This window comes from Streptomyces sp. NPDC042201 (assembly GCF_055582185.1).
In genome coordinates this window covers 85,616-107,493 of the sequence record NZ_JBVJDS010000017.1, presented here as the reverse complement: position 1 = coordinate 107,493, position 21,878 = coordinate 85,616, and the positions used below count along the sequence as shown (strand labels likewise).

At 70.6% G+C, this 21,878-nt stretch carries 19 protein-coding genes; 7 read left to right on the top strand and 12 right to left on the bottom strand.

Going from position 1 to position 21,878, the window contains the following annotated elements; all coding sequences use genetic code 11:
* Positions 1–29: 29 nt before the first annotated feature.
* Positions 30–743, bottom strand: a complete 714-nt coding sequence (locus ACZ6MZ_RS31395) for a DUF4232 domain-containing protein (protein WP_469355835.1) — start codon at positions 741–743, stop codon at positions 30–32.
* Positions 744–928: 185 nt separating this feature from the next.
* Here ACZ6MZ_RS31395 and ACZ6MZ_RS31390 point away from each other — a divergent pair, with 185 nt between their 5' ends.
* The gene (locus ACZ6MZ_RS31390; RefSeq protein WP_469355833.1) at positions 929–2,233 is read left to right on the top strand and encodes a helix-turn-helix domain-containing protein; all 1,305 of its coding nucleotides are present in this window, start codon (positions 929–931) and stop codon (positions 2,231–2,233) included.
* A gap of 75 nt (positions 2,234–2,308) precedes the next feature.
* Here the strand turns inward: ACZ6MZ_RS31390 and argS are convergent, their stop codons facing one another.
* Positions 2,309–4,087, bottom strand: a complete 1,779-nt coding sequence (argS, locus tag ACZ6MZ_RS31385; RefSeq protein WP_469355831.1) for an arginine--tRNA ligase — start codon at positions 4,085–4,087, stop codon at positions 2,309–2,311.
* Positions 4,088–4,258: 171 nt separating this feature from the next.
* On the opposite strand from argS, the gene lysS reads away from it, so the two are divergent.
* On the top strand, positions 4,259–6,049 hold the full coding sequence (gene lysS, locus ACZ6MZ_RS31380) for a lysine--tRNA ligase (protein WP_469355829.1): 1,791 nt from the start codon (positions 4,259–4,261) through the stop codon (positions 6,047–6,049).
* Positions 6,050–6,154: 105 nt separating this feature from the next.
* On the opposite strand, the gene ACZ6MZ_RS31375 is transcribed toward lysS, so the two are convergent.
* From ACZ6MZ_RS31375 to ACZ6MZ_RS31365, 3 genes are all read right to left on the bottom strand, one after another.
* The gene (locus ACZ6MZ_RS31375) at positions 6,155–7,726 is read right to left on the bottom strand and encodes a DUF2637 domain-containing protein (RefSeq protein WP_469355828.1); all 1,572 of its coding nucleotides are present in this window, start codon (positions 7,724–7,726) and stop codon (positions 6,155–6,157) included.
* Between the two features lie 277 nt (positions 7,727–8,003).
* Complete coding sequence (locus ACZ6MZ_RS31370; RefSeq protein ID WP_389786104.1) at positions 8,004–8,738, bottom strand: DUF3558 domain-containing protein; 735 nt, start codon at positions 8,736–8,738, stop codon at positions 8,004–8,006.
* Between the two features lie 123 nt (positions 8,739–8,861).
* Entirely contained in the window at positions 8,862–9,749 is an 888-nt protein-coding gene (locus ACZ6MZ_RS31365) for a DUF3558 domain-containing protein (RefSeq protein ID WP_469355825.1), read from the bottom strand.
* A gap of 187 nt (positions 9,750–9,936) precedes the next feature.
* On the opposite strand from ACZ6MZ_RS31365, the gene ACZ6MZ_RS31360 reads away from it, so the two are divergent.
* Complete coding sequence (locus ACZ6MZ_RS31360; protein ID WP_469355823.1) at positions 9,937–11,130, top strand: RtcB family protein; 1,194 nt, start codon at positions 9,937–9,939, stop codon at positions 11,128–11,130.
* 83 nt (positions 11,131–11,213) lie between these two features.
* Here ACZ6MZ_RS31360 and ACZ6MZ_RS31355 read toward each other — a convergent pair whose 3' ends face one another.
* From ACZ6MZ_RS31355 to ACZ6MZ_RS31345, 3 genes are all read right to left on the bottom strand, one after another.
* The gene (locus ACZ6MZ_RS31355) at positions 11,214–12,098 is read right to left on the bottom strand and encodes a hypothetical protein (RefSeq protein WP_469355821.1); all 885 of its coding nucleotides are present in this window, start codon (positions 12,096–12,098) and stop codon (positions 11,214–11,216) included.
* A 223-nt stretch (positions 12,099–12,321) separates the two neighbouring features.
* Positions 12,322–13,095 carry an SDR family NAD(P)-dependent oxidoreductase gene (locus tag ACZ6MZ_RS31350; RefSeq protein ID WP_389786046.1) on the bottom strand — a complete coding sequence of 258 codons (774 nt, stop codon included), beginning with the start codon at positions 13,093–13,095 and terminating at the stop codon, positions 12,322–12,324.
* Between the two features lie 67 nt (positions 13,096–13,162).
* On the bottom strand, positions 13,163–13,513 hold the full coding sequence (locus tag ACZ6MZ_RS31345) for a YnfA family protein (protein WP_384185987.1): 351 nt from the start codon (positions 13,511–13,513) through the stop codon (positions 13,163–13,165).
* Between the two features lie 87 nt (positions 13,514–13,600).
* Here ACZ6MZ_RS31345 and ACZ6MZ_RS31340 point away from each other — a divergent pair, with 87 nt between their 5' ends.
* Complete coding sequence (locus ACZ6MZ_RS31340; protein WP_389786043.1) at positions 13,601–14,113, top strand: hypothetical protein; 513 nt, start codon at positions 13,601–13,603, stop codon at positions 14,111–14,113.
* A gap of 59 nt (positions 14,114–14,172) precedes the next feature.
* Here ACZ6MZ_RS31340 and ACZ6MZ_RS31335 read toward each other — a convergent pair whose 3' ends face one another.
* Positions 14,173–14,907 carry a Mut7-C RNAse domain-containing protein gene (locus ACZ6MZ_RS31335; protein ID WP_386879247.1) on the bottom strand — a complete coding sequence of 245 codons (735 nt, stop codon included), beginning with the start codon at positions 14,905–14,907 and terminating at the stop codon, positions 14,173–14,175.
* A 130-nt stretch (positions 14,908–15,037) separates the two neighbouring features.
* Between ACZ6MZ_RS31335 and ACZ6MZ_RS31330 the strand changes: the two genes are divergently transcribed.
* Together ACZ6MZ_RS31330 and ACZ6MZ_RS31325 are read left to right on the top strand one after the other, a co-directional pair.
* Positions 15,038–15,541 (top strand): FBP domain-containing protein, encoded by a 504-nt coding sequence (locus tag ACZ6MZ_RS31330; RefSeq protein WP_384185979.1) that lies wholly within the window; start codon positions 15,038–15,040, stop codon positions 15,539–15,541.
* A gap of 59 nt (positions 15,542–15,600) precedes the next feature.
* On the top strand, positions 15,601–16,857 hold the full coding sequence (locus tag ACZ6MZ_RS31325) for a GDSL-type esterase/lipase family protein (protein WP_469355818.1): 1,257 nt from the start codon (positions 15,601–15,603) through the stop codon (positions 16,855–16,857).
* 39 nt (positions 16,858–16,896) lie between these two features.
* On the opposite strand, the gene ACZ6MZ_RS31320 is transcribed toward ACZ6MZ_RS31325, so the two are convergent.
* Positions 16,897–17,415 carry a GNAT family N-acetyltransferase gene (locus tag ACZ6MZ_RS31320; protein ID WP_469355816.1) on the bottom strand — a complete coding sequence of 173 codons (519 nt, stop codon included), beginning with the start codon at positions 17,413–17,415 and terminating at the stop codon, positions 16,897–16,899.
* Positions 17,416–17,493: 78 nt separating this feature from the next.
* A complete protein-coding gene (locus ACZ6MZ_RS31315; RefSeq protein ID WP_469355815.1) occupies positions 17,494–18,342 on the bottom strand; it encodes a DUF6597 domain-containing transcriptional factor in 849 nt (282 codons plus the stop codon).
* A 63-nt stretch (positions 18,343–18,405) separates the two neighbouring features.
* On the opposite strand from ACZ6MZ_RS31315, the gene ACZ6MZ_RS31310 reads away from it, so the two are divergent.
* On the top strand, positions 18,406–18,975 hold the full coding sequence (locus tag ACZ6MZ_RS31310) for a TIGR03086 family metal-binding protein (RefSeq protein ID WP_469355813.1): 570 nt from the start codon (positions 18,406–18,408) through the stop codon (positions 18,973–18,975).
* Between the two features lie 71 nt (positions 18,976–19,046).
* Here ACZ6MZ_RS31310 and ACZ6MZ_RS31305 read toward each other — a convergent pair whose 3' ends face one another.
* Entirely contained in the window at positions 19,047–21,833 is a 2,787-nt protein-coding gene (locus tag ACZ6MZ_RS31305) for a SpoIIE family protein phosphatase (protein WP_469355811.1), read from the bottom strand.
* Positions 21,834–21,878: the final 45 nt, after the last annotated feature.

The window sequence follows — 21,878 nt, the reverse complement described above, 5'->3', positions numbered from 1 at the left end:
ATTCAGCCGAGCCGCGCCGCTGTGCCGGGTCACCAGGTGAGCGCGTCGTTCATCTCGTACTGCCAGTAGCTGACGGCCGCGTCGTCGTCCGTGTACGTACCCGCCGGGAGCTTGATGTGGGTGCCGGAGCCGACCGATCCCTGGCCGTCGCGGCTGTCGAAGAAGACGGTCAGGTTCGTGGCGGTGTAGCCGTGGGCGCCGTCGCCCTCGCCGGACAGCATGATCGAGGCGTAGGCGGACTCACCGGGCGCGAGGGTGACCACGGCCTGCGGCCGGCTGGCGTCGATGACCTGGGTGGCGGCCTGCGCCTCGTCGAAACGGAGGAGGGGCGCCGAGTAGGCGTCACAGTTCCTGTTGCCGGTGTTGGTGGCGGTCAGCAGCAGGTGGTTGATGGGCCGGCTCACCTTCGTGACGGTGACCTTCGTGGTGTCCCCGGTGCAGGGGATCCACTGCGTGCTGCCGCCCTTCCCGCCAGTCCCGCCCTTGCCGCCCTTGCCGTCCTTGTCGGTCCCGGTGTTGCTCGTGTCCGGCTTCCGGCTCTGGCTCTGGCTCTGCTCCTGGGTCTGCTTGCTGCTCGACTGCTGGGCGGGGGCCTGCTGCTCGGGGGGCGTGACCGAGGCCGCGGGGGCGGTCGCTGAATCCGCGTCCTTCGTAACGCCGCCGCCGGAGCAGGCGGTGAGGGCGAGGGTGGCCACGAGGGCGGTGGCGGCGGCTGCGGCGGCACGGTTACGGATGATGCGCATGAGGGTGTCTCCCCGTTTCGATGTGCGGTGCGGTCTGTGCTGCACTCACTGTGTGGGGCGGTCGGAAGAGGCCGCAATCAGCAGGGGACAATGAGGGAAGCTGGAACGCCTGCGCACACTCTGACCTGCGGGGATGCCGTGTGCCTGGAACGCGTTCCTGGGACGTACGAGGAGGGGGACAGCGGGTGGCGACGACCGAGGCCGAGGCTTTCGCGGCAGTGCTCAGGGAGCTGAAGGACCGCTCGGGACGGAGCTACGGCGTTCTCGCGGGGAAGCTTCATGTGAGTACGTCCACGCTGCACCGTTACTGCAACGGGGATGCCGTACCGGCTGAGTTCGCACCCGTCGAGCGGCTCGGGCGGCTGTGCGGGGCGACGGCCGAGGAGCTTGTCGCGCTGCACCGGCGGTGGATCCTGGCGGATGAGGCGAGAAGGCGAGGGAGGTCGGCGGAGCCCGCCGAGCCGGAGCCGGTGCCCGCCGTGGAGGTGCCCGCTGTTGAGGAGCCTGCCGTCGAGGTGCCCGCCGTGGAGCCTGCGGTTGGGGTGCCCGCTGTTGAGGAGCCTGCCGTCGCGGAGCCCGCCGCCCCGCGTGCCAAACGCCTGCGTCTTGTCCTCGCCGCCGTGGCGGTCGTCGCCGTCGCCGTCCCCGCCATCGCCATCGGCAGCCGGGCCGCCCTCTCCGCCAAGGACGACTCCGTCGCCGCGGTGGTGTCCAACCCTCCGGGCAAGGACGCCGGGGAGAGCACACCGCCCTCCGGCGCGCGGGGCAAGGAATCACCGTCCGCCTCGCCCTCCGTGTCCCCCTCAGACAGCGTCAGCCCGCCGGCCTCCAGCGGCGCGAGCCGGGCGCCCTCCTCCGGCCACACCTCGGGCGGGGGCGCGGCGGGCGACGCGGTACCGGTGGTGGTGTCCACCCGGCCGTACGCCTGGGAAGACCCGTGCAGTCAGCACTACCTCATCAACCGCCCCGCGACGCAGGTCCCCCCGCCGCCCACCGAGCAGGACGCGTCCAGCTGGGTCGGCGCGCTCGGCGGGGTGGCGAGCGGTGGCCAGTTCATCGAACTCACCGCGCAGGGCACCGGCAGCGACACGGTCGTCCTGCAGGCCCTGCGCGTACGCATCGTCAGGAGCGGTGCCCCGCTCGCCTGGACCGACTACGCCATGGGCGTCGGCTGCGGCGGCAACGTCTCCACCAAGTCCTTCGACGTCGATCTGGACGCGGGGCGGCCCAGTTCCGTACCGCGGTCCGGGCAGCGGGACTTCCCGTACAAGGTGAGCGAGCAGGACCCGGAGGTCCTGTACATCCACGCGCGCTCCATGGCGCGCGACGTCAGCTGGTATCTGGAGCTGGAGTGGTCCAGTGGCGACCGGTCCGGCACGCTCCGCGTGGACGACCGGGGCAAGCCCTTCCGTACGAGCGGATCCCGGGGCCGCCCCGCGTACGACTATCCGCCGGGCGGCACCGAGTGGCAGACGGCCGCCACCGGCTGACTGTCCGGTGAAGCCGAGCCGTCGAGCCGGAGAGGCCGGCGAGCCGGAGAGGCCGGCGGGTCGGAGACCGGCCGGTCAGAGACGCTCGGGGGCCCGGATACCGAGCAGCGCCAGGCCCTGCTGGAGCGTGCGGGCCGTGATGTCGCACAGGAAGAGACGGTTCTCGACCTGCGCGGGCGTCTCGGCCTTCAGCACCGGGCACTGTTCGAAGAAGGTCGCGTAGAGCGACGCCAGCTGGTAGAGGTACGCCGCCAGCTTGTGCGGCTCGTACGAGGACGCGACCTCCCCGAGCACCTCGCCGAACTGGTCCACGTGCAGACCGAGCGCCCGCTCGGCCGGGGCCAGTTCCAGCTCCGGGTGCGCGACGGGCGTGGCGTCCCCCGCCTTGCGCAGGATGGACCGGTTACGGGCGTACGCGTACTGGAGGTAGACCGACGTGTCACCGGTCAGCGAGACCATCTGGTCCAGGTCGAACTTGTAGTCCCGTACCGCCGACGTCGACAGGTCCGCGTACTTCACGGCGCCGATACCGACGTACTGCCCGTTCTCGATGATCTCCTGCTCGCCCAGCCCCGCCTTCTCGGCCTTTTCCCGTACGACCGCCGTCGCCCGCTCGACCGCCTCGTCCAGCAGGTCCACCAGCCGTACGGTCTCGCCCTCACGGGTCTTGAACGGCTTGCCGTCCTTGCCGAGCACCGTGCCGAACGCCAACTGGACGGCCTTCACCTCGTCGTTCAGCCAGCCGGCCCTGCGGGCGGTCTCGAAGACCATCTTGAAGTGCAGCGACTGGCGGGCGTCGACCACGTACAGCAGGGTCGTCGCGTCGAGGTTCCGCACCCGGTCCCGGATCGCGGAGAGGTCCGTGGCCGCGTAGCCGTAGCCGCCGTTGGTCTTCTTGACGATCAGCGGTACGGGGTTGCCGTCGGGGCCCTTCACGTCGTCGAAGAAGACACAGAGCGCGCCCTCGGAGCGGACGGCGACGCCCGTCTCCTCCAGGATGCGGCAGGTCTCCTCGAGCATGTCGTTGTAGCCGGACTCGCCGACGATGTCGGGGTCGTGGATCTCCATGTCCAGCTTGTCGAAGACCGAGTAGAAGTAGATCTTCGACTCGTCGACGAACCGCTGCCACAGGGCAAGGGTCTGTTCGTCGCCGGCCTGGAGGGCCACCACCCGGTCGCGGGAGCGCGTCTTGAACTCCTCGTCGGAGTCGAAGACCGCGCGCGACGCCTTGTAGAGGCGGTTGAGGTTCGACATGGCCTCCTCGCCGGAGACCTCCGCCGCGCCCTCGCCCTCGCCCGTGTGGTCCAGCTCGTGCGGATGCTCGATCAGATACTGGATGAGCATGCCGAACTGGGTGCCCCAGTCGCCGATGTGATGGCGCCGGATCACCTTCTCGCCCATGAACTCCAGGATCTCGACCATCGCGGCGCCGATCACGGCGGACCGCAGATGCCCGACGTGCATCTCCTTGGCCACGTTCGGCTGCGCGTAGTCGATGACGGTCGTGCCCGTCCGCTCCGCGTGCGGAACACCGAGCCGGCCGTCCGCCGCGCGGGCCGCGAGGGTCTCGATGATCGCCCGGTCCGTGACGGTGATGTTGAGGAAGCCGGGTCCTGAGACCTCGATGTCCTTGATCACATCATGGGCGGGCAGGGACGAGACGACCCGCGTCGCCAGCTCGCGCGGGTTGCCCTTGAGCTTCTTCGCGAGCGCCAGGATGCCGTTGGCCTGGAAATCGGCCCGGTCGCTACGTCGCAGCAGCGGGTCCGCGGAGCCGGCCTCCGGCAGGGCTGCCGAGAGGGCGTCCGCGATGCGCTGATCGACGGTCGAAGCGAGGGAAGTGACCGAGGCCATGGGCTGGTGCCGTTCCTGTCGGGTGCGGGGATTCCTCCCCAGTATCCCATGGGGTTTCAATCCGTTTTCGCTCTGTCGGAGGGACCTGGGAGAATGGCTGTCGCCGGTCCTCGCCCATCGTGTCCGGCGCACTTGTCCGGCGCAGCTGTCCGGCGTACGAGAAAGAAGGACGTGCCGATCGTGGCTCAGAGCACCGAGACCGACTGGGTCTCCCGTTTCGCGGACGATGTCATCGCCGAGTCGGAGCGACGTGCGTCTGGCACGAAACACGCGGCCGCCGGTCCCCCTGTGGTCGTTGTCGCGTCGGGGCTTTCCCCCTCCGGACCGATCCACCTGGGGAATCTGCGCGAGGTCATGACCCCGCACCTGGTCGCGGACGAGATCCGCAGGCGTGGGTACGAAGTCCGGCATCTGATCTCCTGGGACGACTACGACCGGTACCGCAAGGTGCCGGCGGGCGTCCCTGGTACGGACACCTCCTGGGCCGAGCACATCGGCAAGCCGCTCACCTCGGTGCCCGCCCCGGCCGGATCGGCGTATCCGAACTGGGCCGAGCACTTCAAGGCCGCGATGACCGAGTCGCTGGCCGAGCTGGGTGTCGAGTACGACGGCATCAGCCAGACCGAGCAGTACACCTCGGGGGTGTACCGCGAGCAGATCCTGCACGCGATGAAGCACCGCGCGGACATCGACGCGATCCTCGACCGCTACCGGACGAAGGACAAGGACAAGTCCGCAGCGGGCGGGACGGGCGCGACGGGCGCGGGGCAGAAGCAGGGCCAGAAGAAGGTCGAGGAAGCCGAGCTGGAGGCCGCGGAGGGCTCGGGCGCGGCCGCCGAGGACGACGGCGGCGGCTCTGCGGGCTACTTCCCCTACAAGCCCTACTGCGGCGGCTGCGGCAAGGACCTGACCACCGTCACCGCGTACGACGACGAGACGACCGAGCTGACGTACGCCTGCGCGGAGTGCGGCTTCACCGAGACGGTGCTGCTGAGCGAGTTCAACCGCGGCAAGCTGGTCTGGAAGGTCGACTGGCCGATGCGCTGGGCGTACGAAGGCGTGATCTTCGAGCCCTCGGGCGTCGACCACTCCTCGCCCGGGTCGTCGTTCGTCGTCGGCGGGCAGATCGTGCGCGAGGTCTTCGACGGCGTACAGCCGATCGGCCCGATGTACGCCTTCGTGGGGATCTCCGGGATGGCGAAGATGTCGTCGAGCAAGGGCGGGGTGCCCACCCCGGCCGACGCTCTGAAGATCATGGAGGCGCCGCTGCTGCGCTGGCTGTACGCGCGGCGCAGGCCCAACCAGTCGTTCAAGATCGCCTTCGACCAGGAGATCCAGCGGCTGTACGACGAGTGGGACGCGCTGGAGCGCAAGGTCGCCGACGGCACCGTACTGCCGGCCGACGCCGCCGCGTACGCCCGCGCCACGGGCACGGCGGCCGGTGAGCTGCCGCGTACGGCGCGCCCGCTGCCGTACCGCACGCTGGCCTCGGTCGTGGACATCACGGCCGGTGCCGAGGAGCAGACGCTGCGGATCCTGAGCGAGCTGGACCCGGACCGTCCGCTGACCTCGCTGGACGAGGTGCGGCCGCGGCTCGACCGGGCGGAGAACTGGATCACCAGCCAGGTGCCGGCGGAGGCCCGCACGATCGTGCGCGCCGAGCCGGACCACGAGCTGCTGGACTCGCTGGACGAGCAGGGGCGGGAGTCGCTCCGGCTGCTGCTGGCGGGTCTGGACAGCCACTGGTCGCTGGACGGGCTGACGACGCTCGTCTACGGCGTGCCGAAGATGATGGCGGGCCTGGCGCCGGACGCCAAGCCGACCCCCGAGCTGAAGATCGCGCAGCGGTCCTTCTTCGCGGTGCTCTACCAGCTGCTGGTCGGCCGGGACACCGGACCGCGGCTGCCCACGCTGCTGCTGGCGGTGGGGGCGGACCGGGTGAGGAAGCTGCTCGGCGCCTGATCCGCGGGTATGGGGAGGGCCCTCATCCGTTCAGCCGGGTGGGGGCCCTTCGCCGTACGTGTGACTGGGGTCGGGCGAGGTGATCGGGCGAAGTGCCCGATGGGGTTACGCGATGTGCTCGGCGTCCAGATCCGACTGGTAGCGGTAGCGGAAGTCCTTCAGATAGGGCCGGAGCGAACTCTCGGTCAGCGGACCGCCGGTGCGCCCCGTGACGCCGTACAGGTCCATCAAGTACAGCCCGAACTGGCGGCTATTGGGGAAGTCGCCGCGCTCACTGACGTACTTCCGGAAGGCGTTGAGGTACGCCTCCTCGCGGGTGACGCCGTCGGGCAGGCCGGGGACGGGCAGTTCCTCGGGCTGATCGTCGGCGGGCAGGTCGTCGAGGTCGGCCTCCGGCGGCAGCTGGCCGTCGGGGCCGGGGCCCGCGTACTGCTGCTGCGGTGCCTGCTCCATGCCCGGGTACGGCCCCTCCGCACGCTGACCGGGCACACCACCCAGGGGGCGGCTGCGGCCGGGGCCCGAGGGGATCATCACCGGCGTGGGCTCCAGGCCCTCGATGTACGTCGGGTTGTACGCGCCCTCGTACGCCCCCTCCGCCACCGGCGGGGCCGCGAACCACGGGCTCGACTGCGGCGCGGGAGCCGCCTGCTGCCACTCGTCCTGCCCCTGCCCGGCGGCCTGTCCTGGGTACTGTCCAGGGCCCTGTCCGGAGGGAGCGGCCTGGGCCGGGTGGGCGGCCTGGGTCTGTTCGCCGGCGCGCTGGGCCGGTATCTGCGCGTGGAGCGGGGCCTGGGCCGGAGCCGGTGCCTGGAGGTGGGCCTGGGCCGGAGCCTGGACCGGGGCTTCGGGCCGGGTCTCTGCCTGGGTCTCGGACCGAGCCTCGGCCTGGACCGGGGCCCGGTCCGGGAGCTGCGGCTGTGCCTGCGCCGGTATCTCGCCCTGGCCCTTGGGCAGTTCGGCCGGCGCCGGCGCGGGCGGCAGCAGTGCCGGGTCGATACCGGCGGCGGCCAGACCCGCGGGAGCGGTGTTCGCGAGCGGTACGCCGTACTTCGCGAGCCGCAGCGGCATCAGCGACTCGACGGGCGCCTTACGGCGCCAGTTGCGGCCGAACCGGGCCTGGAGGCGCGACTGGTAGATGAGCCGGTCCTGTTCGAGCTTGATGACCTGCTCGTAGGAACGCAGCTCCCACAGCTTCATCCGGCGCCACAGCTTGAACGTGGGGATCGGCGACAGCAGCCAGCGGGTGAGCCGTACGCCTTCCATGTGCTTGTCGGCGGTGATGTCCGCGATCCGGCCGACCGCGTGGCGCGCGGCCTCGACGGAGACGATGAAGAGGAGCGGGATCACCGCGTGCATCCCGACGCCCAGCGGGTCGGGCCAGGCGGCCGCGCCGTTGAAGGCGATGGTGGCGGTCGTCAGAATCCATGCCGACTGGCGCAGCAGCGGGAAGGGGATACGGATCCAGGTCAGCAGGAGGTCGAGCGCGAGCAGGACGCAGATGCCCGCGTCGATACCGATCGGGAAGACCAGCGAGAACTTCCCGAAGCCCTTCTCCTCCGCGAGTTCGCGGACGGCGGCGTACGACCCCGCGAAACCGATCGCGGCGATGACCACCGCTCCGGCGACCACGACCCCGATGAGTATCCGGTGCGTGCGTGTGAGCTGCATCGCGGCCACCCGCGACCCCTCCCGTATTCGACCCGTATCCGAACCGTGTTCGACCCCGTATTCGACGTCAGGTACGTGACAACCGGTACGCGACGACCCGACATCTGGCGGGCACAGCCTGGCACATGTGTGCGCGGGGCGTGGCGCGGGGAGCCGGGCCCGGCCCAGCGGGAAGGGCCCGGCCCCACGGAAAAGCGGAGAAAACGGCCTCCGACTGGGCCCGCGATTACGCCCCCGCCTACGCCCGCGATTACGCCCCCGCCTACGCCCGCGCCTGCGCCCGCGGCTACGAAGCCTTTGAGCTCTCCTTGGCGGCCGGCGCCTTCCCGGAGCCGCCGGCGACCGCCGCCACTGCCTCCTTGGCCGCCGTCGCCGCGTCCTTCGTCATATCGGCGATGCTCGGGGACTTCGCGCCCGCGTAACCCGCGCCGTTGTAGGTGAGCGTGACCACCGCGTTCTCCGTACGGGCCACGACCGTGGCGTACGAGAACTCCTCGTCCGTCTTCTTCAGGCTGTACGTCACCGTCGTCGCCTGGTCACCGATACCGCTCGACGGAGCCGACTTCACGTCCTTCGCGCCCTCCGTGGCCTGCGCGTCGGCCACCTGCTTCGCGTAGAACGTGCCGGCGCGCTTCGCGCCGCTGCCGAGGCTCACATCGGAGTCGTACCGCACGAGCGAGACCACGAGCCAGCGGTACTGCGAGCCCTTGACGCCCTTGTCGTCAAGGCCGTTCCAGGAGCAACTACCGCGACTGGCGACATCACTGGACTTACCGGACGTACCACCCTTGACCTTCGCCTTCGGGACGAGCGAGTCGATCGTCTTGCGGCCGATCGTCTTGCACGCGTCGGGAAGCTCGCTGTACTTGGCGGGCGCGACGGAGGCGGACGGCTTGGCGCTCGGCGAGGCGGAGCCGTCCGCGTCACTGTCGGAATCGGACGAGCAGCCGGCGGCGACGAGCATCACCGGAACGGCTGCGCAGGCGAGTATGCGGGTGAGTCGCGAGGCTGATCGGCGCATGGTTCCTTCAGTCATTGGTCGTACGGTCCGATCGGCCACGGTAACCGCCGAGCCGGGTCCGCGGGCCCGGGGACCGGACTCCGTCCTCCGTCGGCGGAGGATCCGCGGCGCGATCGGAGACGGCTATTCGTTGAGCTGCTCGACGAGCTTCCGGGCCAGCCCCCGTGCCCTGTCCTGCAGTTCTTGGCTGTCGGGGATCTCGGCGGGATGGGCGGCCTGCTCGGTGTACCGGACGGTCACGATCACATTCGATGTGCGGAACACCACGCTCACGGTGCGGTGCTGAGCGGCGGACCCGGACCGGGCGAGGACGTCGTCCAGGAAGGCGGCGTCACCGAGGCCGTCCAGCCGGCGGGGCTCAAGTCCCTCGGCCGGCACGGTGTCGGACGGGGACGTGGAGGGGGTGGTCGACTCGCCGGCGGCATCGGAATCGGGACCGGAGTCGGAACCAGGGCCGTTCTGCGTCGTTTTGCCCGAGTCCGTCTCTGTATCCGCCTCCGTCGACGCGGGGGGCGAGCCGCTCGGCTGCTGTGACGCCTTCTCGTCGCGGGGGTCGTCGGGCGACGGCAGCGCCGCGACGCTCTCCTTCTTCGCGTACACATCCTGCGCCCGGTCGTCGTCGCTCACGGCCGGGTCGTACGACACCACGCGTTCGAGGTCGATCACCAGCTGGTGCGAGGCGGCGGCGGAATCGGCCTTCCAGCTGCAGCCGACACGGCGGTCGGTGTCGTAGGTGACCGAGGCCGTGCCCCCGTACACCTTCTCCTGCTGGTCCTCGGGGAGCGAGGCGGCCCCGGGCAGCAGCTCCTTGAGCGTCGCGCGCGGCACGGAGCCGCAGGGCTCGTTGAGCGTGCGGTACTTGCCGGGCGGCGCCGCGGACGGGGTGGGGCTGCCGGGCTTGGCGTCGGTGGCGGAGCTGTCGCCGTCGCTGCCGGCCGAGCAGCCGGCGACAACCGCCACGAGGAGCGCCGCCAGGCCGGGTACGTAAGCCCTTCGCGCCTTTGGCTGCACGGTCCCGGGCTCCCTTCTGTACGGGGTTCCGCGCGGGGTGCCACGCGAAAACCGTTTGCCGCCCGATGGCGGTCGATGGACACAATGTCTATCGCACGCAACGCCGTCGACGCTGGTCGGCTGTCTCCTTTGACCGCCCTGGCTCCGGTTTTTGCGTTATCAGACTTTTCGGGGGAATTGAGGAACCATGTCGTATGTAGAGCTGCCCGGGGCGAAGGTCCCGATCCGTATGTGGGCGGACCCCGCGTCGGTCGACGACGGTGCGATGCAGCAGTTGCGCAATGTCGCCACCCTGCCCTGGATCAAGGGCCTCGCCGTGATGCCGGACGTGCACTACGGCAAGGGCGCGACGGTCGGCTCGGTGATCGCGATGCACGGCGCGGTCTGTCCGGCGGCGGTGGGGGTGGACATCGGCTGCGGAATGTCCGCGGTGAAGACCTCCCTGACGGCGAACCATCTGCCGGGCGACCTGTCCCGCCTGCGCTCCAAGATCGAACAGGCCATCCCGGTGGGCCGCGGAATGCACGACGACCCGGTGGACCCGGGCCGGCTGCACGGCTTCCCGACGGCGGGGTGGGACGACTTCTGGGGGCGGTTCGACGGAGTGGCCGATTCGGTCAAATTCCGTCAGGGGCGTGCCACGAAGCAGATGGGAACGCTCGGATCCGGAAATCACCACATTGAAGTGAGTCTCGATTCCCAGGGATCGGTATGGCTCACGCTCCACTCCGGCTCCCGGAACATCGGCAAGGAACTGGCCGAGCACCACATCGGTGTGGCACAGAAGCTGTCGCACAACCAGGGGCTGGTCGACCGTGACCTGGCCGTCTTCGTCTCGGACACGCCGCAGATGGCGGCCTACCGCAATGACCTCTTCTGGGCGCAGGAATACGCGAAGCACAACCGCGCGATCATGATGGGGCTGCTCAAGGATGTGATCCGGAAGGAGTTCAAGAAGGCCCGGGTCACTTTTGAGGAGGAAATCAGCTGCCATCACAACTATGTCGCCGAGGAACGGTACGACGGCATGGACCTGCTGGTCACGCGTAAGGGCGCGATCCGTGCGGGCTCCGGTGACTACGGGATCATCCCCGGCTCGATGGCCACCGGCACATACATCGTCAAGGGTCTCGGAAACACCGCCGCCTTCAACTCGGCCTCGCACGGCGCCGGCCGTCGCCTGAGCCGCAGCGCGGCGAAGCGGCAGTTCTCGACGAGGGACCTGGAGGAGCAGACGCGGGGTGTGGAGTGCCGTAAGGACTCCGGCGTCGTGGACGAGATCCCGGCCGCGTACAAGCCGATCGAGCAGGTCATCGACCAGCAGCGGGACCTGGTCGAGGTGGTGGAGAAGCTGAAGCAGGCCATCTGCGTAAAGGGCTGAGGAGTACGGGGGCAGCGCGCCTCGATGCAACGGGGGCCGGCCGGCCCCAGGCTTTCCGCCTGGGGCCGGCCTTTCGGCGCGCGTCACTGTGCGAGTGGCTCCGGTGGAGGCATCGGAATCCGGCCGCTTCGCAGGCGCCAGAGACGAAGGGCGCAGCTCGCCACGGTCCGGCCGAGCAGCTGGGCGGCTTCCGTGGCATCTCCGGACTCCAGCAGGACGCGGTCCTCCCCGTCCTTCCAACGCTGACGCGGTGGTGCGACCCTCATCCCGGCCGGGCGCGTCCACGAGTCGAGCGACGCCGCGGCGGTCCGCTTGCGCTCCAGGGCCAGGCAGCCCGGGTAGTAGAGATCTTCGGCCAGTCGCACGGCCGCTTCCTTGGTGTAGACGACGTTGTAGATCGCGTCCCGGGAATTGCGCTTGATGATGCGCTCGGCGCCGGTCAATTGCCGCGCGTAGCGGCAGAGGTAGGCGCCGACGGCTGTACTGGCCGTTGTCAGGGAGATGAACGGATAGCCCTGCCCGGTGTAGCCGACAGAGCCGTCCGCATCGATGGTGCCCCGCAGGTAGTCGCGGCGGGAGAACGGGACACGAGGCGGAGTGATCTTCTTGGACTTCCGGCCGTAGGGCAGGCCGAGCCGATTGAGCGTGGTCCTGGCTTCGAGGGAACACAGGGTCCACGTCGCCGAATGATGGGTCTCGGCGAAATTCGTGGATCGTGTGCGTTCCCTGATGGAGCTGTTGTACGGCGTCAGCTGCTGGAACTCACCGAGGATCTCGACGTCGCGGACATTGATCTCGACGGTGAGCCGGCCTTTCCGGCCTGCCTCTTGAGCCAAGTGCCCATCGGCCTGCAAGAAGCCGAACATATAGGCGTAGCTGGGTTCCTCAAGGTCCATGAACCTTGTGGTGTCGACGTTGAGAACGTCATCAAGGGTGCATTGGTGCGCGCTAGGCTCGCGTCCAGCCATGGGGAAGTCTCGCTTCCTGGATGGTCAGGCTCTTGGCTGGGAGGGCAATCCCGGCCAGGGGCCGTTCTGTGTGCGGTGACGCAGTCGAACGTAGGCTCAACAGCCCCTTCGTGCAGGCCAATGCGGCTCGACCACTCGAACGAGTGGCCTAGACGGATGCGCGGACGAGTCCGGTGTGGGCGCGGTCCGGGCGGTGGGTGTCGCGTCGCTCGGGCCCGGCGCGTCACAGGTCTCGGTGGACCTTGGAGTTGGAGGCCTGGGCGCGGGGGCGGATTACCAGGAGGTCGATGTTGACGTGGCTGGGGCGGGTGACCGCCCAGGTGATGGTGTCGGCCACGTCGTCGGCGGTGAGGGGCTCGGCCACGCCCGCGTAGACCTTCGCGGCCTTCTCGGTGTCGCCGTTGAAGCGGGTGGTCGCGAACTCCTCCGTCTTGACCATGCCGGGGGCGACCTCGATCACCCGGACCGGGGTGCCGACGATTTCCAGGCGGAGGGTCTCGGCGAGGACGTGGGCGCCGTGCTTGGCGGCGACGTAGCCCGCGCCGCCCTCGTAGGTGGCGAGGCCGGCGGTGGAGGAGATGATGACGACCGTGCCGTCGCCGCTCGCGGTGAGGGCGGGAAGCAGGGCCTGGGTGAGGTTGAGCGTGCCGAGGACGTTCGTCTCGTACATCTGACGCCAGTCGGCGGGGTCGCCGGTCGCGACCGGGTCGGCGCCCAGGGCGCCGCCGGCGTTGTTGACCAGGACGTCCACGGAGGGGAAGCCGCCGAGCTCGGTGGCGAAGGCGTCGACGGCCGGGCGGTCGGTGACATCGAGGGCGTAGGCGGTGGCGCGGTGGCCGGCGGCGGTGAGCTCCGCGGCGAGCGCCTCGATACGGTCCTTGCGGCGGGCGGTGACGACGACGTGGTAGCCGGCGGCGGCGAGCTGTCGGGCGGTGGCGGCGCCGATGCCGCTGCTCGCTCCGGTGATGACGGCGATGGGGTTCCCCGCGGCGGTCATGACGTACTCCTCGCGCGTGTGATCGATGTCAGGCCAGGATAGGTGTTCGGATCACGGCCCCGGCGGGTCAGTGGCCGCGCGGTGCGTACATGATCAGCGCCATACCGGCCAGGCAGACCAGCGCTCCTGTGACGTCCCAGCGGTCCGGGCGGTAGCCGTCGGCGACCATGCCCCAGACGATCGAGCCGGCGACGAAGACCCCGCCGTACGCGGCGAGGATGCGGCCGAACTCGCCGTCCGGCTGGAGCGTGGCGACAAAGCCGTAGGCGCCGAGGGCGATGACTCCGGCGCCGATCCAGATCCAGCCACGTCCGCCGCCGGTGCCGTCGCCGCGTACCCCTTGCCAGACCAGCCAGGCGCCGCCGATCTCGAAGAGCGCGGCGACGAGGAAGAGGGCGGCGGAGCGGAGCACGAGCATGGGGACAGCCTGCCATGTGGGTGATCGGAGGCGCGTCGGGCCGACGGGTGGCCGGGATTGCGGTGTGATGATCGGTACCTTCCCGCTATGGGTGTGATGAGCAAAGCGCTGCTGGTGGGGGTGTCCGCCACCACGGCGGTGGTGATGAGCGCGGGTGCCGGAGCCGCCGGCGCCGAGGGTGGAGATGGCGTCACGGGTGCGGACAGGGCCGTCGCGCCGGAGGCCGATGTGGCGCACCACGGGCACGCGTCGCTGTGGAGCGGGCAGCTGGCGGTCCGGCTCCGGCCCGAGAATCACGGCCCGTCCGGGCTGACGGACGCGACCGTACGGCTGGACTTCTCGGCCCCTCTGGCGGCCGGCCAGCCGCTGCCCGCCGACTGCCTCTGGGGCGGCGACCGGACCGTGCTGTGCCGTACGGGGCAGCTCCGGGCGGACGGGCGGGGCCGTGAGATCGCTCTCGACCTCAGGACGGCCGGCAGCCCCGCCGAAGTGGTCGTACGGATCGACACCGCGTGGAACGGCGGCGCGAGCGACCGCAATCCCGAGAACCATCAGCACCGGGTACTGACGCCCGACACGGGGGATCCGTACGCCTTCTGAGCCGGCTGTGGCTCTCGTTGGCTGTGGCCCGCGTCGGCCAACGCCCGCGTCGGCGGTGGCTACGCCGCGGCGGCGCCGAATTCGCGTACGGCGTCCTCGACGATCGCCGCCAGCCGGGCGTGGTGCGCGCCCCGCCAGTACACCCGCCCGCACGCCGTGCACTGCGCGAAGACGTCGTACGAACGCTGCGTGCCGTCCTTCAGCTGCTCCTGGACGGACTCCTTGTCGGCCGGGCCCAGCTCGCCGTTGCAGGCGGTGCAGCGGGTCCATGGCGCGAGGGCGGGCGCGAAGCGTTCCAGTACGTCCCGGAGCTGGTCGTCGGGGCGGTCGCTGTAGATGTACGCCCCCGCCCAGATCTCGCGCCGCCGCAGCAGCCCCCGGTCGCGAGACAGCATCACCCGGCGCTCCGCAGCGGAGAGGGTGGCCAGCGCGGGATCTCCGAGGTCCTCGTTCTCGTACGCCGCGTCGATGCCCAGTAGCCGCAGTCGCCGCGCGAGCGTGCCGAGGTGTACGTCCAGCAGAAAGCGCAGGGGCGCTCCCGGCACCCGCTGCGGCCGCTCCACGGCCCGCACCTCCACGGATTCGCCCGCGGCGGGGATGTGGGAGACGGGTACGTCGCGGCCGTCGACCAGCAGCGGACCGACTTCGGTGAGCGGGACGCCGAGGGATTCGACGGCATGGCCGAGCGTGGACGAGCCGTCGGTGAGGAGGGCCGTACGTCCCTGGCGCCGCTCGGCCGCGACGAAGAGGCGCAGCTCAGGGGCGAAATCGATCTGGATCTCGGGTCCGTTCACCTCGTCAGGATGTCATTGGAGGTGGCGAAGGAGCCAGGGCTTTCCGGGCGTGGTGGCGTCGGCCGCGACCCGGAGGGTCACGCGGATATTGCGATGCGGGCCGATCGGGGCGGGCATAGGGTCGATGCCCGTGGAACCACTCACCGAGAAACAGATCCGCTCATCCTTCGTGAATTGCACGAAGGGCGAGGCGGCGCGGCTGCGGCTGCCGCTCGACTTCGCCGAACTGCCCTGGGGGGACCTGGACTTCTTGGGGTGGGTGGATCCGGGGGCGCCGCTGCGGGCACATCTCGTGCTGTCCGGGGCGCAGGGTCCGCTGGGGATATCCCTGCGGGTGCCCTCCGTGGGCCGCACCAGTGCGATGAAGTCGAGTCTGTGCCAGATCTGTCTGACGGGTCACGCTTCCTCCGGGGTCACCTTGCTGGCCGCTCCGTTGGCGGGCGCCCGGGGCCGCGAGGGCAACACGGTCGGTATCTATGTCTGCGCGGACCTCGCCTGCCCCCTGTATGTGCGGGGCAAGCGGCAGCCGAAGCTGCGTTCCGGGCGGTACGAGGAGTCCCTGACCCTGGACGAGCGCCTCGCGCGGATGTCGGGCAATCTGGATGCCTTCGTGGCCAGGATCACCGAGGCGTGAGCCCCGTGCGGGCGGAAAATGCAGGTGCGGATCGGGGATCCCCTTGGCAGGCTGCGATCATGAGCCTCCCGCCCGGCGACGCCCCTGACAACGTCTCTGACGATGCCCCCGGCGACGTCCCTGACGATGCCCCCGACGACCGCACGCCGGCCGGCGCGAGCGGGTGGATCACCACCCCCGTCGAAGCCCGCTTGCTGCGCGGGGCTCTGGAGGTGGAACGCACCGCGCGGGGCGTGCTGCCGCACCGGCTGCCCGCCCGGGCCCGCGGTCAATTCCCCGACGCCTACCTGGCGAGGGTCGAGACCCAGCCCTCCGGAGTACGGCTGGCCTTCCGCACCCGGGCCCGTGTCGTCGAGCTGGACGTGCTCCCCACCAAGACCGTCTACCCGGGCGCCCCGCCCCGGCCGGACGGGCTGTACGACCTGCTCGTCGACGGTCGCCGGGCCGGCCGCACCAGCGTGGCCGGCGGCAACGTTCTCACCGTCGACCTGGCCACCCAGTCTGCCGAGATCAGCCCCGGCCCGCCCGGCACCGCCCGGTTCGCCGGCCTGGCCGCCGGTGAGAAGGACATCGAGATCTGGCTGCCGCACACGGAGATCACCGAGCTGATAGCCCTGCGCACCGACGCCCCGGTCGAGGCGGCGCCGGAGAGCGGCCGCAGGGTGTGGCTGCACCACGGCAGTTCGATCAGCCACGGCTCCAACGCCGACGGCCCCACCGAGATCTGGCCCGCGCTGGTCGCCGCCCTCGGCGGTGTGGAGCTGACCAACCTGGGCCTGGGCGGCAACGCCCTGCTCGACCCGTTCACCGCGCGCGCCCTGCGGGACGCCCCCGCGGACCTGATCAGCGTCAAGATCGGCATCAACCTGGTCAACGCCGACCTGATGCGGCTGCGCGCCTTCGGCCCGGCGGTCCACGGCTTCCTCGACACCATCCGTGAGGGGCACCCTGATACGCCGCTGCTGGTCGTCTCCCCGATCCTGTGCCCCTTCCAGGAGGACACCCCGGGCCCGATCGCACCCGAGTTCGACGGCGGAAGGCTGCGGTTCCGGGCGCTGGGCGATCCGTCGGAGCCCGGGCGGCTGACGCTGAACGTCATCCGGGACGAGCTCGCCCGCATCACCGCCCAGCGGGCTGCCGACGATCCGAACCTGCACTACCTCGACGGCCGTGCGCTGTACGGCGAGGTGGACTACGCCGAGCTGCCGCTGCCCGACGGCCTCCACCCGGACACGGCCGGCCACCGCCGCATCGGCGAACGCTTCGCCGAGGCGGTCTTCGGCGCCGGAGGCCCGTTCGCCGCCCCCGTCGACTGAGCCCCGTTCGCCGCCACCGTCGGCTGAGGGCGCCGACCGTCAGATGAGCTCCAGTCGCCAGTCGTTGCAGTGCATCACGTGGCCCGGCGGGTACTCGACCTCGCATTCGTCCTGGAGCGAGAACCCCGCCCTGCGGCAGAGCGCGTTCGACGGGGGATTGGAGACGGACGGGAAGGCATGCAGATAGCGGTGCTTCTTCTCGGCCCGCGCCTGCTCCACGACGGCCGCGGTCGCGGCCGCCGCGATGCCCCGCCCCTGGAACGCGGCGAGCACCGCCCAGCCCGTCTCGTACACCTGCTGCCCCTGCCAGGTCTGCTCCCAGAACCCGATCGTGCCGACGGCCTCGTCGTCCGGCAGCAGCACGACCCGGAACATCCTGCCCTTGCCCGTCCGGTCGGCGCTCAGGTCCACGTACCGTCTGTGCCGCTTGAGCAGCTGTTCTTCGGTCTCGGGGCCGCCGAGATGGTTCATCAGCTCCGGCGCGTTCGCCGCGCGCAGCAGATCGAGATCGCTCTCCGACCATGGTTCGAGTCCTACCCGCGGTGCGTTGATCTCCATGTCACGCACTGTAGGACGGGGGTCTGACATCCGGCCCGGACCGGTGCTACGGGCGACCGTCCGTGACCCGTACAGGACCTAGGAGCCAGGGCGGGCGTACGCCGTCGGGGGTACCCCTACCGTCGCCGTGAAGGCCCGTACGAGATGTGCCTGATCGCTGTAGCCGAGATCGGCGGCTAGCTGCGCCCAGTCGACCTCCGCGCCGGGCTCCGCCGAGCCCTCGGAGCCCCCCTCCGCGCGCTCCAGCGCCTCATGAATGCGGTAGCGCAGGATGACCCACTTCGGCCCCACCCCCACATACGTGGCGAACAGCCGTTGCAGCGAGCGCGCCGAGACCCCTTCCGCCTCGGCGAGCCGCGTCACGCGCCGGATCGTCCGGTCCGTCCTGATCCGGTCGGCCAGGGCCATGGCGTGCTCCGCCCGCGGATCCGGCCGCGGGCCGGCGCGCAGCAGATACGCGTCGAGCGCGGCCACCCGCGCGTCCTCCTCGGCCTCGGCGGGGCCGAGCACCGCCGAGAGGTCCGCGTCCGTCGTCGGCATGACCTCGCCGAGCGGCACCCGCCGCCCCGTCCACCGCGATACGGGCCACCGCGGCGCGAACGGCCGGAAGCCGCCCGGCCTGAACTGCACCCCGCACACCCGGCCGCGCCCCTCCAGCTTCTGTGTGAAGAGGTCGAGACCGATGCCCGCGACCTCCGCGAAGGGCGCGCTGCCCGGACCGTCGCCGAACCGCTGGAAGACCACGTTCACCCAGGGATGCGGCACTACATGGGAGGCGTACGGCTGCGCCAGATCCCAGTCGATCAGCCAGTAGTGCTCCAGATACGGCCGCAGGTCCGGGGCCGGCTCGCGGCGGCGGAAGCGTACCCGCGCGAAAAGCTCGGGGGCGTCGACGATGCCCCGGGTGTCACGCCGTGGACCTGCCATGCCCCGGATCCTATGTCGCGTTTGTTCAAGACGCGCCGTGCCGTCGGTTCATACGGTCAGAACATGAGCGACAAGATCAGCACACTGTTGGAGGTGGCGGCCGACCGTGCCGTCACTGTCATCCGCGCCCTCACCGACGACCAGCTCACCGCGCCGACCCCGTGCAGTGAGTACGACGTACACGCCCTGGCCGACCATCTCTTCCAGGTGGTCGTGAACTTCCAGGCGCTGGCCGCCAAGAAGGACGCCGACTTCGGCGCCGCCCCCGAGCATCTGACGGGAGAGTGGCGTGACCGGTTCGCCGACGAGACCCTACGGCTCATCAAGGCCTGGGACGCGCCGGGCGCCGAGGAAGGCACCTCGGGGAGCATGGGGCTGCCGGCCAGGACCGTGGGCGCCATGGTCCTCGGCGACCTGACCGTGCACGGGTGGGATCTGGCGCGTGCGACGGGGCAGCCGTACGAGCCGGACGCGGCGCTCGTCGCGATGCTCGGGGAGGAGTTCGCGGCGCTGGCGCCGACGGCGCGCTCGATGGGGGTGTTCGGGGAGCCCGTACCGGTGGCGGAGGACGCGAGCCCGTTCGACGTGCTGCTGGCCGCGACGGGCCGCGATCCGCACTGGACCCGTCCGTAGCGCACGCCCCGGGCGGGGGGCCGGGGCGTGCGCTGGTGGGGGCAGCGTGGCCGGGAGCGGCCCCGACGGCCTCAGGGCAGCGGCTGCTCGGCCCAGATGACCTTGCCGTCGGGGGTGTAGCGGGTGCCCCAGCGTTCGGTGAACTGGGCGACGAGGAACAGACCGCGGCCGCCCTCGTCCGTCGCCGCCGCGTACCGGAGGTGGGGCGACGTGCTGCTGGAGTCCGAGACCTCGCAGATCAGGGTGCGGTCATGGAGCAGCCGCACCCGGATCGGCCCGGTGGCGTAGCGCATGGCGTTCGTGATCAGTTCGCTGAGGATGAGCTCCGTGGTGAACGCCGCCTCGGCGAGACCCCACTCCTCCAGCCGCTGGACCACGGAAGCGCGCACATGGGCGACCTCCGAGGGGTGGGCGGGCACCTCCCACTCCGCGATCTGGTCGGGACGCAGCACGCGGGTACGGGCGACGATCAGCGCGATGTCGTCGCTCTGGCTGGTCTGCAGCAGCGCGTCGAGCACCGCCGTACAGATCTGCTCCGGGGTCCGGTTCTGATGGGCCAGCGCACCCCGCAGTAGCTCGAGTCCCTCGTCGATCTCCCGGCTGCGGTCCTCGATGAGCCCGTCGGTGTACAGCACGAGGTCGCTGCCCTCCGGCAGCCACACCTCGGCTGTCTCGTACGGCAGCCCGCCCAGCCCCAGCGGCGTCCCGGCCGGCAGATCGAGGAACTCGACACTCCCGTCGGGCCGGACCAGCGCGGGCGGCGGATGGCCGGCACGCGCCATGGAGCAGCGCCGGGTCACCGGGTCGTAGATCGCGTACAGGCAGGTGGCTCCCGTGACCAGCGAACCGTTGCCCCCGGCGTTCCCGATGGTCTCGTCCTGGTCGATGCTCGCGACCAGTTCGTCCAGATGCGAGAGGATCTCGTCGGGCGGCAGGTCCAGCGTGGAGAAGTTGTGGACCGCCGTACGCAGCCGCCCCATCGTCGCGGCCGCGTGCAGACCGTGACCGACGACATCCCCCACGACCAGCGCCACCCGGGCGCCGGGCAGCGGGATGATGTCGAACCAGTCGCCGCCGACCCCCGACTCCGCCGGCAGATACCGGTAGGCGACATCGAGGGCGTCCTGCTCGGGCAGCACCCGGGGCAGCAGGCTGCGCTGCAGCGTCACCGCCATGCTGTGCTCGCGCGTGTAGCGCCGGGCGTTGTCGATGCACACCGCCGCGTGGGAGGCCAGCTCCTCGGCGAGGGAGACGTCGTCCTCCTCGAAGGGCTCCGGCTTCTCGGAACGCCAGAAGTTGACCATGCCCAGGGGGACGCCCCGTGCGCGCAGCGGCGCGGTGACGAGCGAGTGGATGCCGTAGTCGACGACCTTGCTCGTCCAGTTCGGGGCCTGGGACTGCCATCCGGTCGCCCGGCTGAGGTCGGGTTCGACGACTCCCTGCCCGTTCTCCAGGCTCCACGCCTGCGGCGAGGACGAGATGAACGAGAACAGCCTGCCCACCGGATAGAAGGGGTGATCGTCGCGGATGCCGAGCACAGCCGCACGGCGCATCTCGGAGCCGCTCAGCCGCGACGGCTCCTCGCCGCGCAGGACGGGCTCCGCGAGATCCACCGTGACGAAGTCGGCGAAGCGCGGGACCGCCACCCGGGCCAGCTCCTCGGCGGTCCTGTCCACGTCGAGGGTGGTGCCGATCTCCACGCCGGCGTCGTACAGCAGCTTCAGGCGTTCCTGCGCCGCTTCCGCGCTGCCGGTGAGCGCGCGGAGCTCGGTGGAGTCGCGGAGCGTGGCGACGCTGCCGGGCGGTCCGCCATTACGGTCCGTGAGCCGGTTGTTCACCGCGAGGAGCCGCTTTCCTGTCACCATCACCTCGTCGGTGGCGACGCGCCCCGAAGCCAGCAGTTCGGCCACATGAGGGTCCAGGCCGAGGTCGGTGATGGGCCGGCCCTCCGGATGCGGGGGCAGGTCGAGAAGACGGCGTGCCTCGTCGTTGGCGAGCATCAGCCGGCCGTCGCCGCCGACGATGATCACGCCTTCCCGTACGGAGTGCAGGACCGCGTCGTGATGCTCGTACATGCGCGTCATCTCGATGGGGTCCAGACCGTGGGTCTGGCGGCGCAGCCGTCTGCTCACCAGCCCCGTTCCGCCCATGGCCAGGGCCAGCGAGGCGGCCGCGGCGCCGATGGGGATCGGCAGCTCGTCGTTGGCGAGGCCGCTGACCTTCTTGACCGTGATCCCGGCGGAGACCAGACCGACGACCTTCCCCTGCGAGTCGTTGATGGGGGTTACCGCCCGTATCGAAGGGCCGAGCGTCCCCGGGTAGGTCTCGGTGACGCTGTGCCCCTCCAGCGCCGGACCGATGGTGCCGACGAAGTGCTGCCCGATGCGGTCGGGGTTGGGGTGGGTGAGGCGGATGCCCTTCGTGGTCAGGACGACGACGAAGTCCATCCCGGAGCTCTGGCGGACCGCCTCGGCCCGTGGCTGGAGCACGGTGGTCGGGTTGGGGGCGTGCAGCGCCTCCACGATGCCCGGCGAGTTCGCGAAGGTCGTGGCGACGGCGAGTGAGCGGTTGCGCGCCTCCGTCGTGGTGTCGTGCCGGGACAGCAGGAGGAGCGAGGTGAGCGAGGCGGCGACGAGCAGCACCACGATCACCAGCTGCAGGATGAATACCTGCCCGGCGACGCTGTGCACGTTCAACCAGGAGCGGCGGCGCCACTCCGACGACGGCTTCCGCAGGGCTTCGCGGTCGAACCGTCCGCGCCACCTGTGTGCCGTACGTGGGTGCTCACGCCGCCGACTCGGTGGACGCCGACCGGAGAACACGCGAGCGGAACGCACCCGAGCCCAGGATCGGCCCATATGTCGGGCCATACACCCACATCTACACTGCCTGCCTCCGGAAGG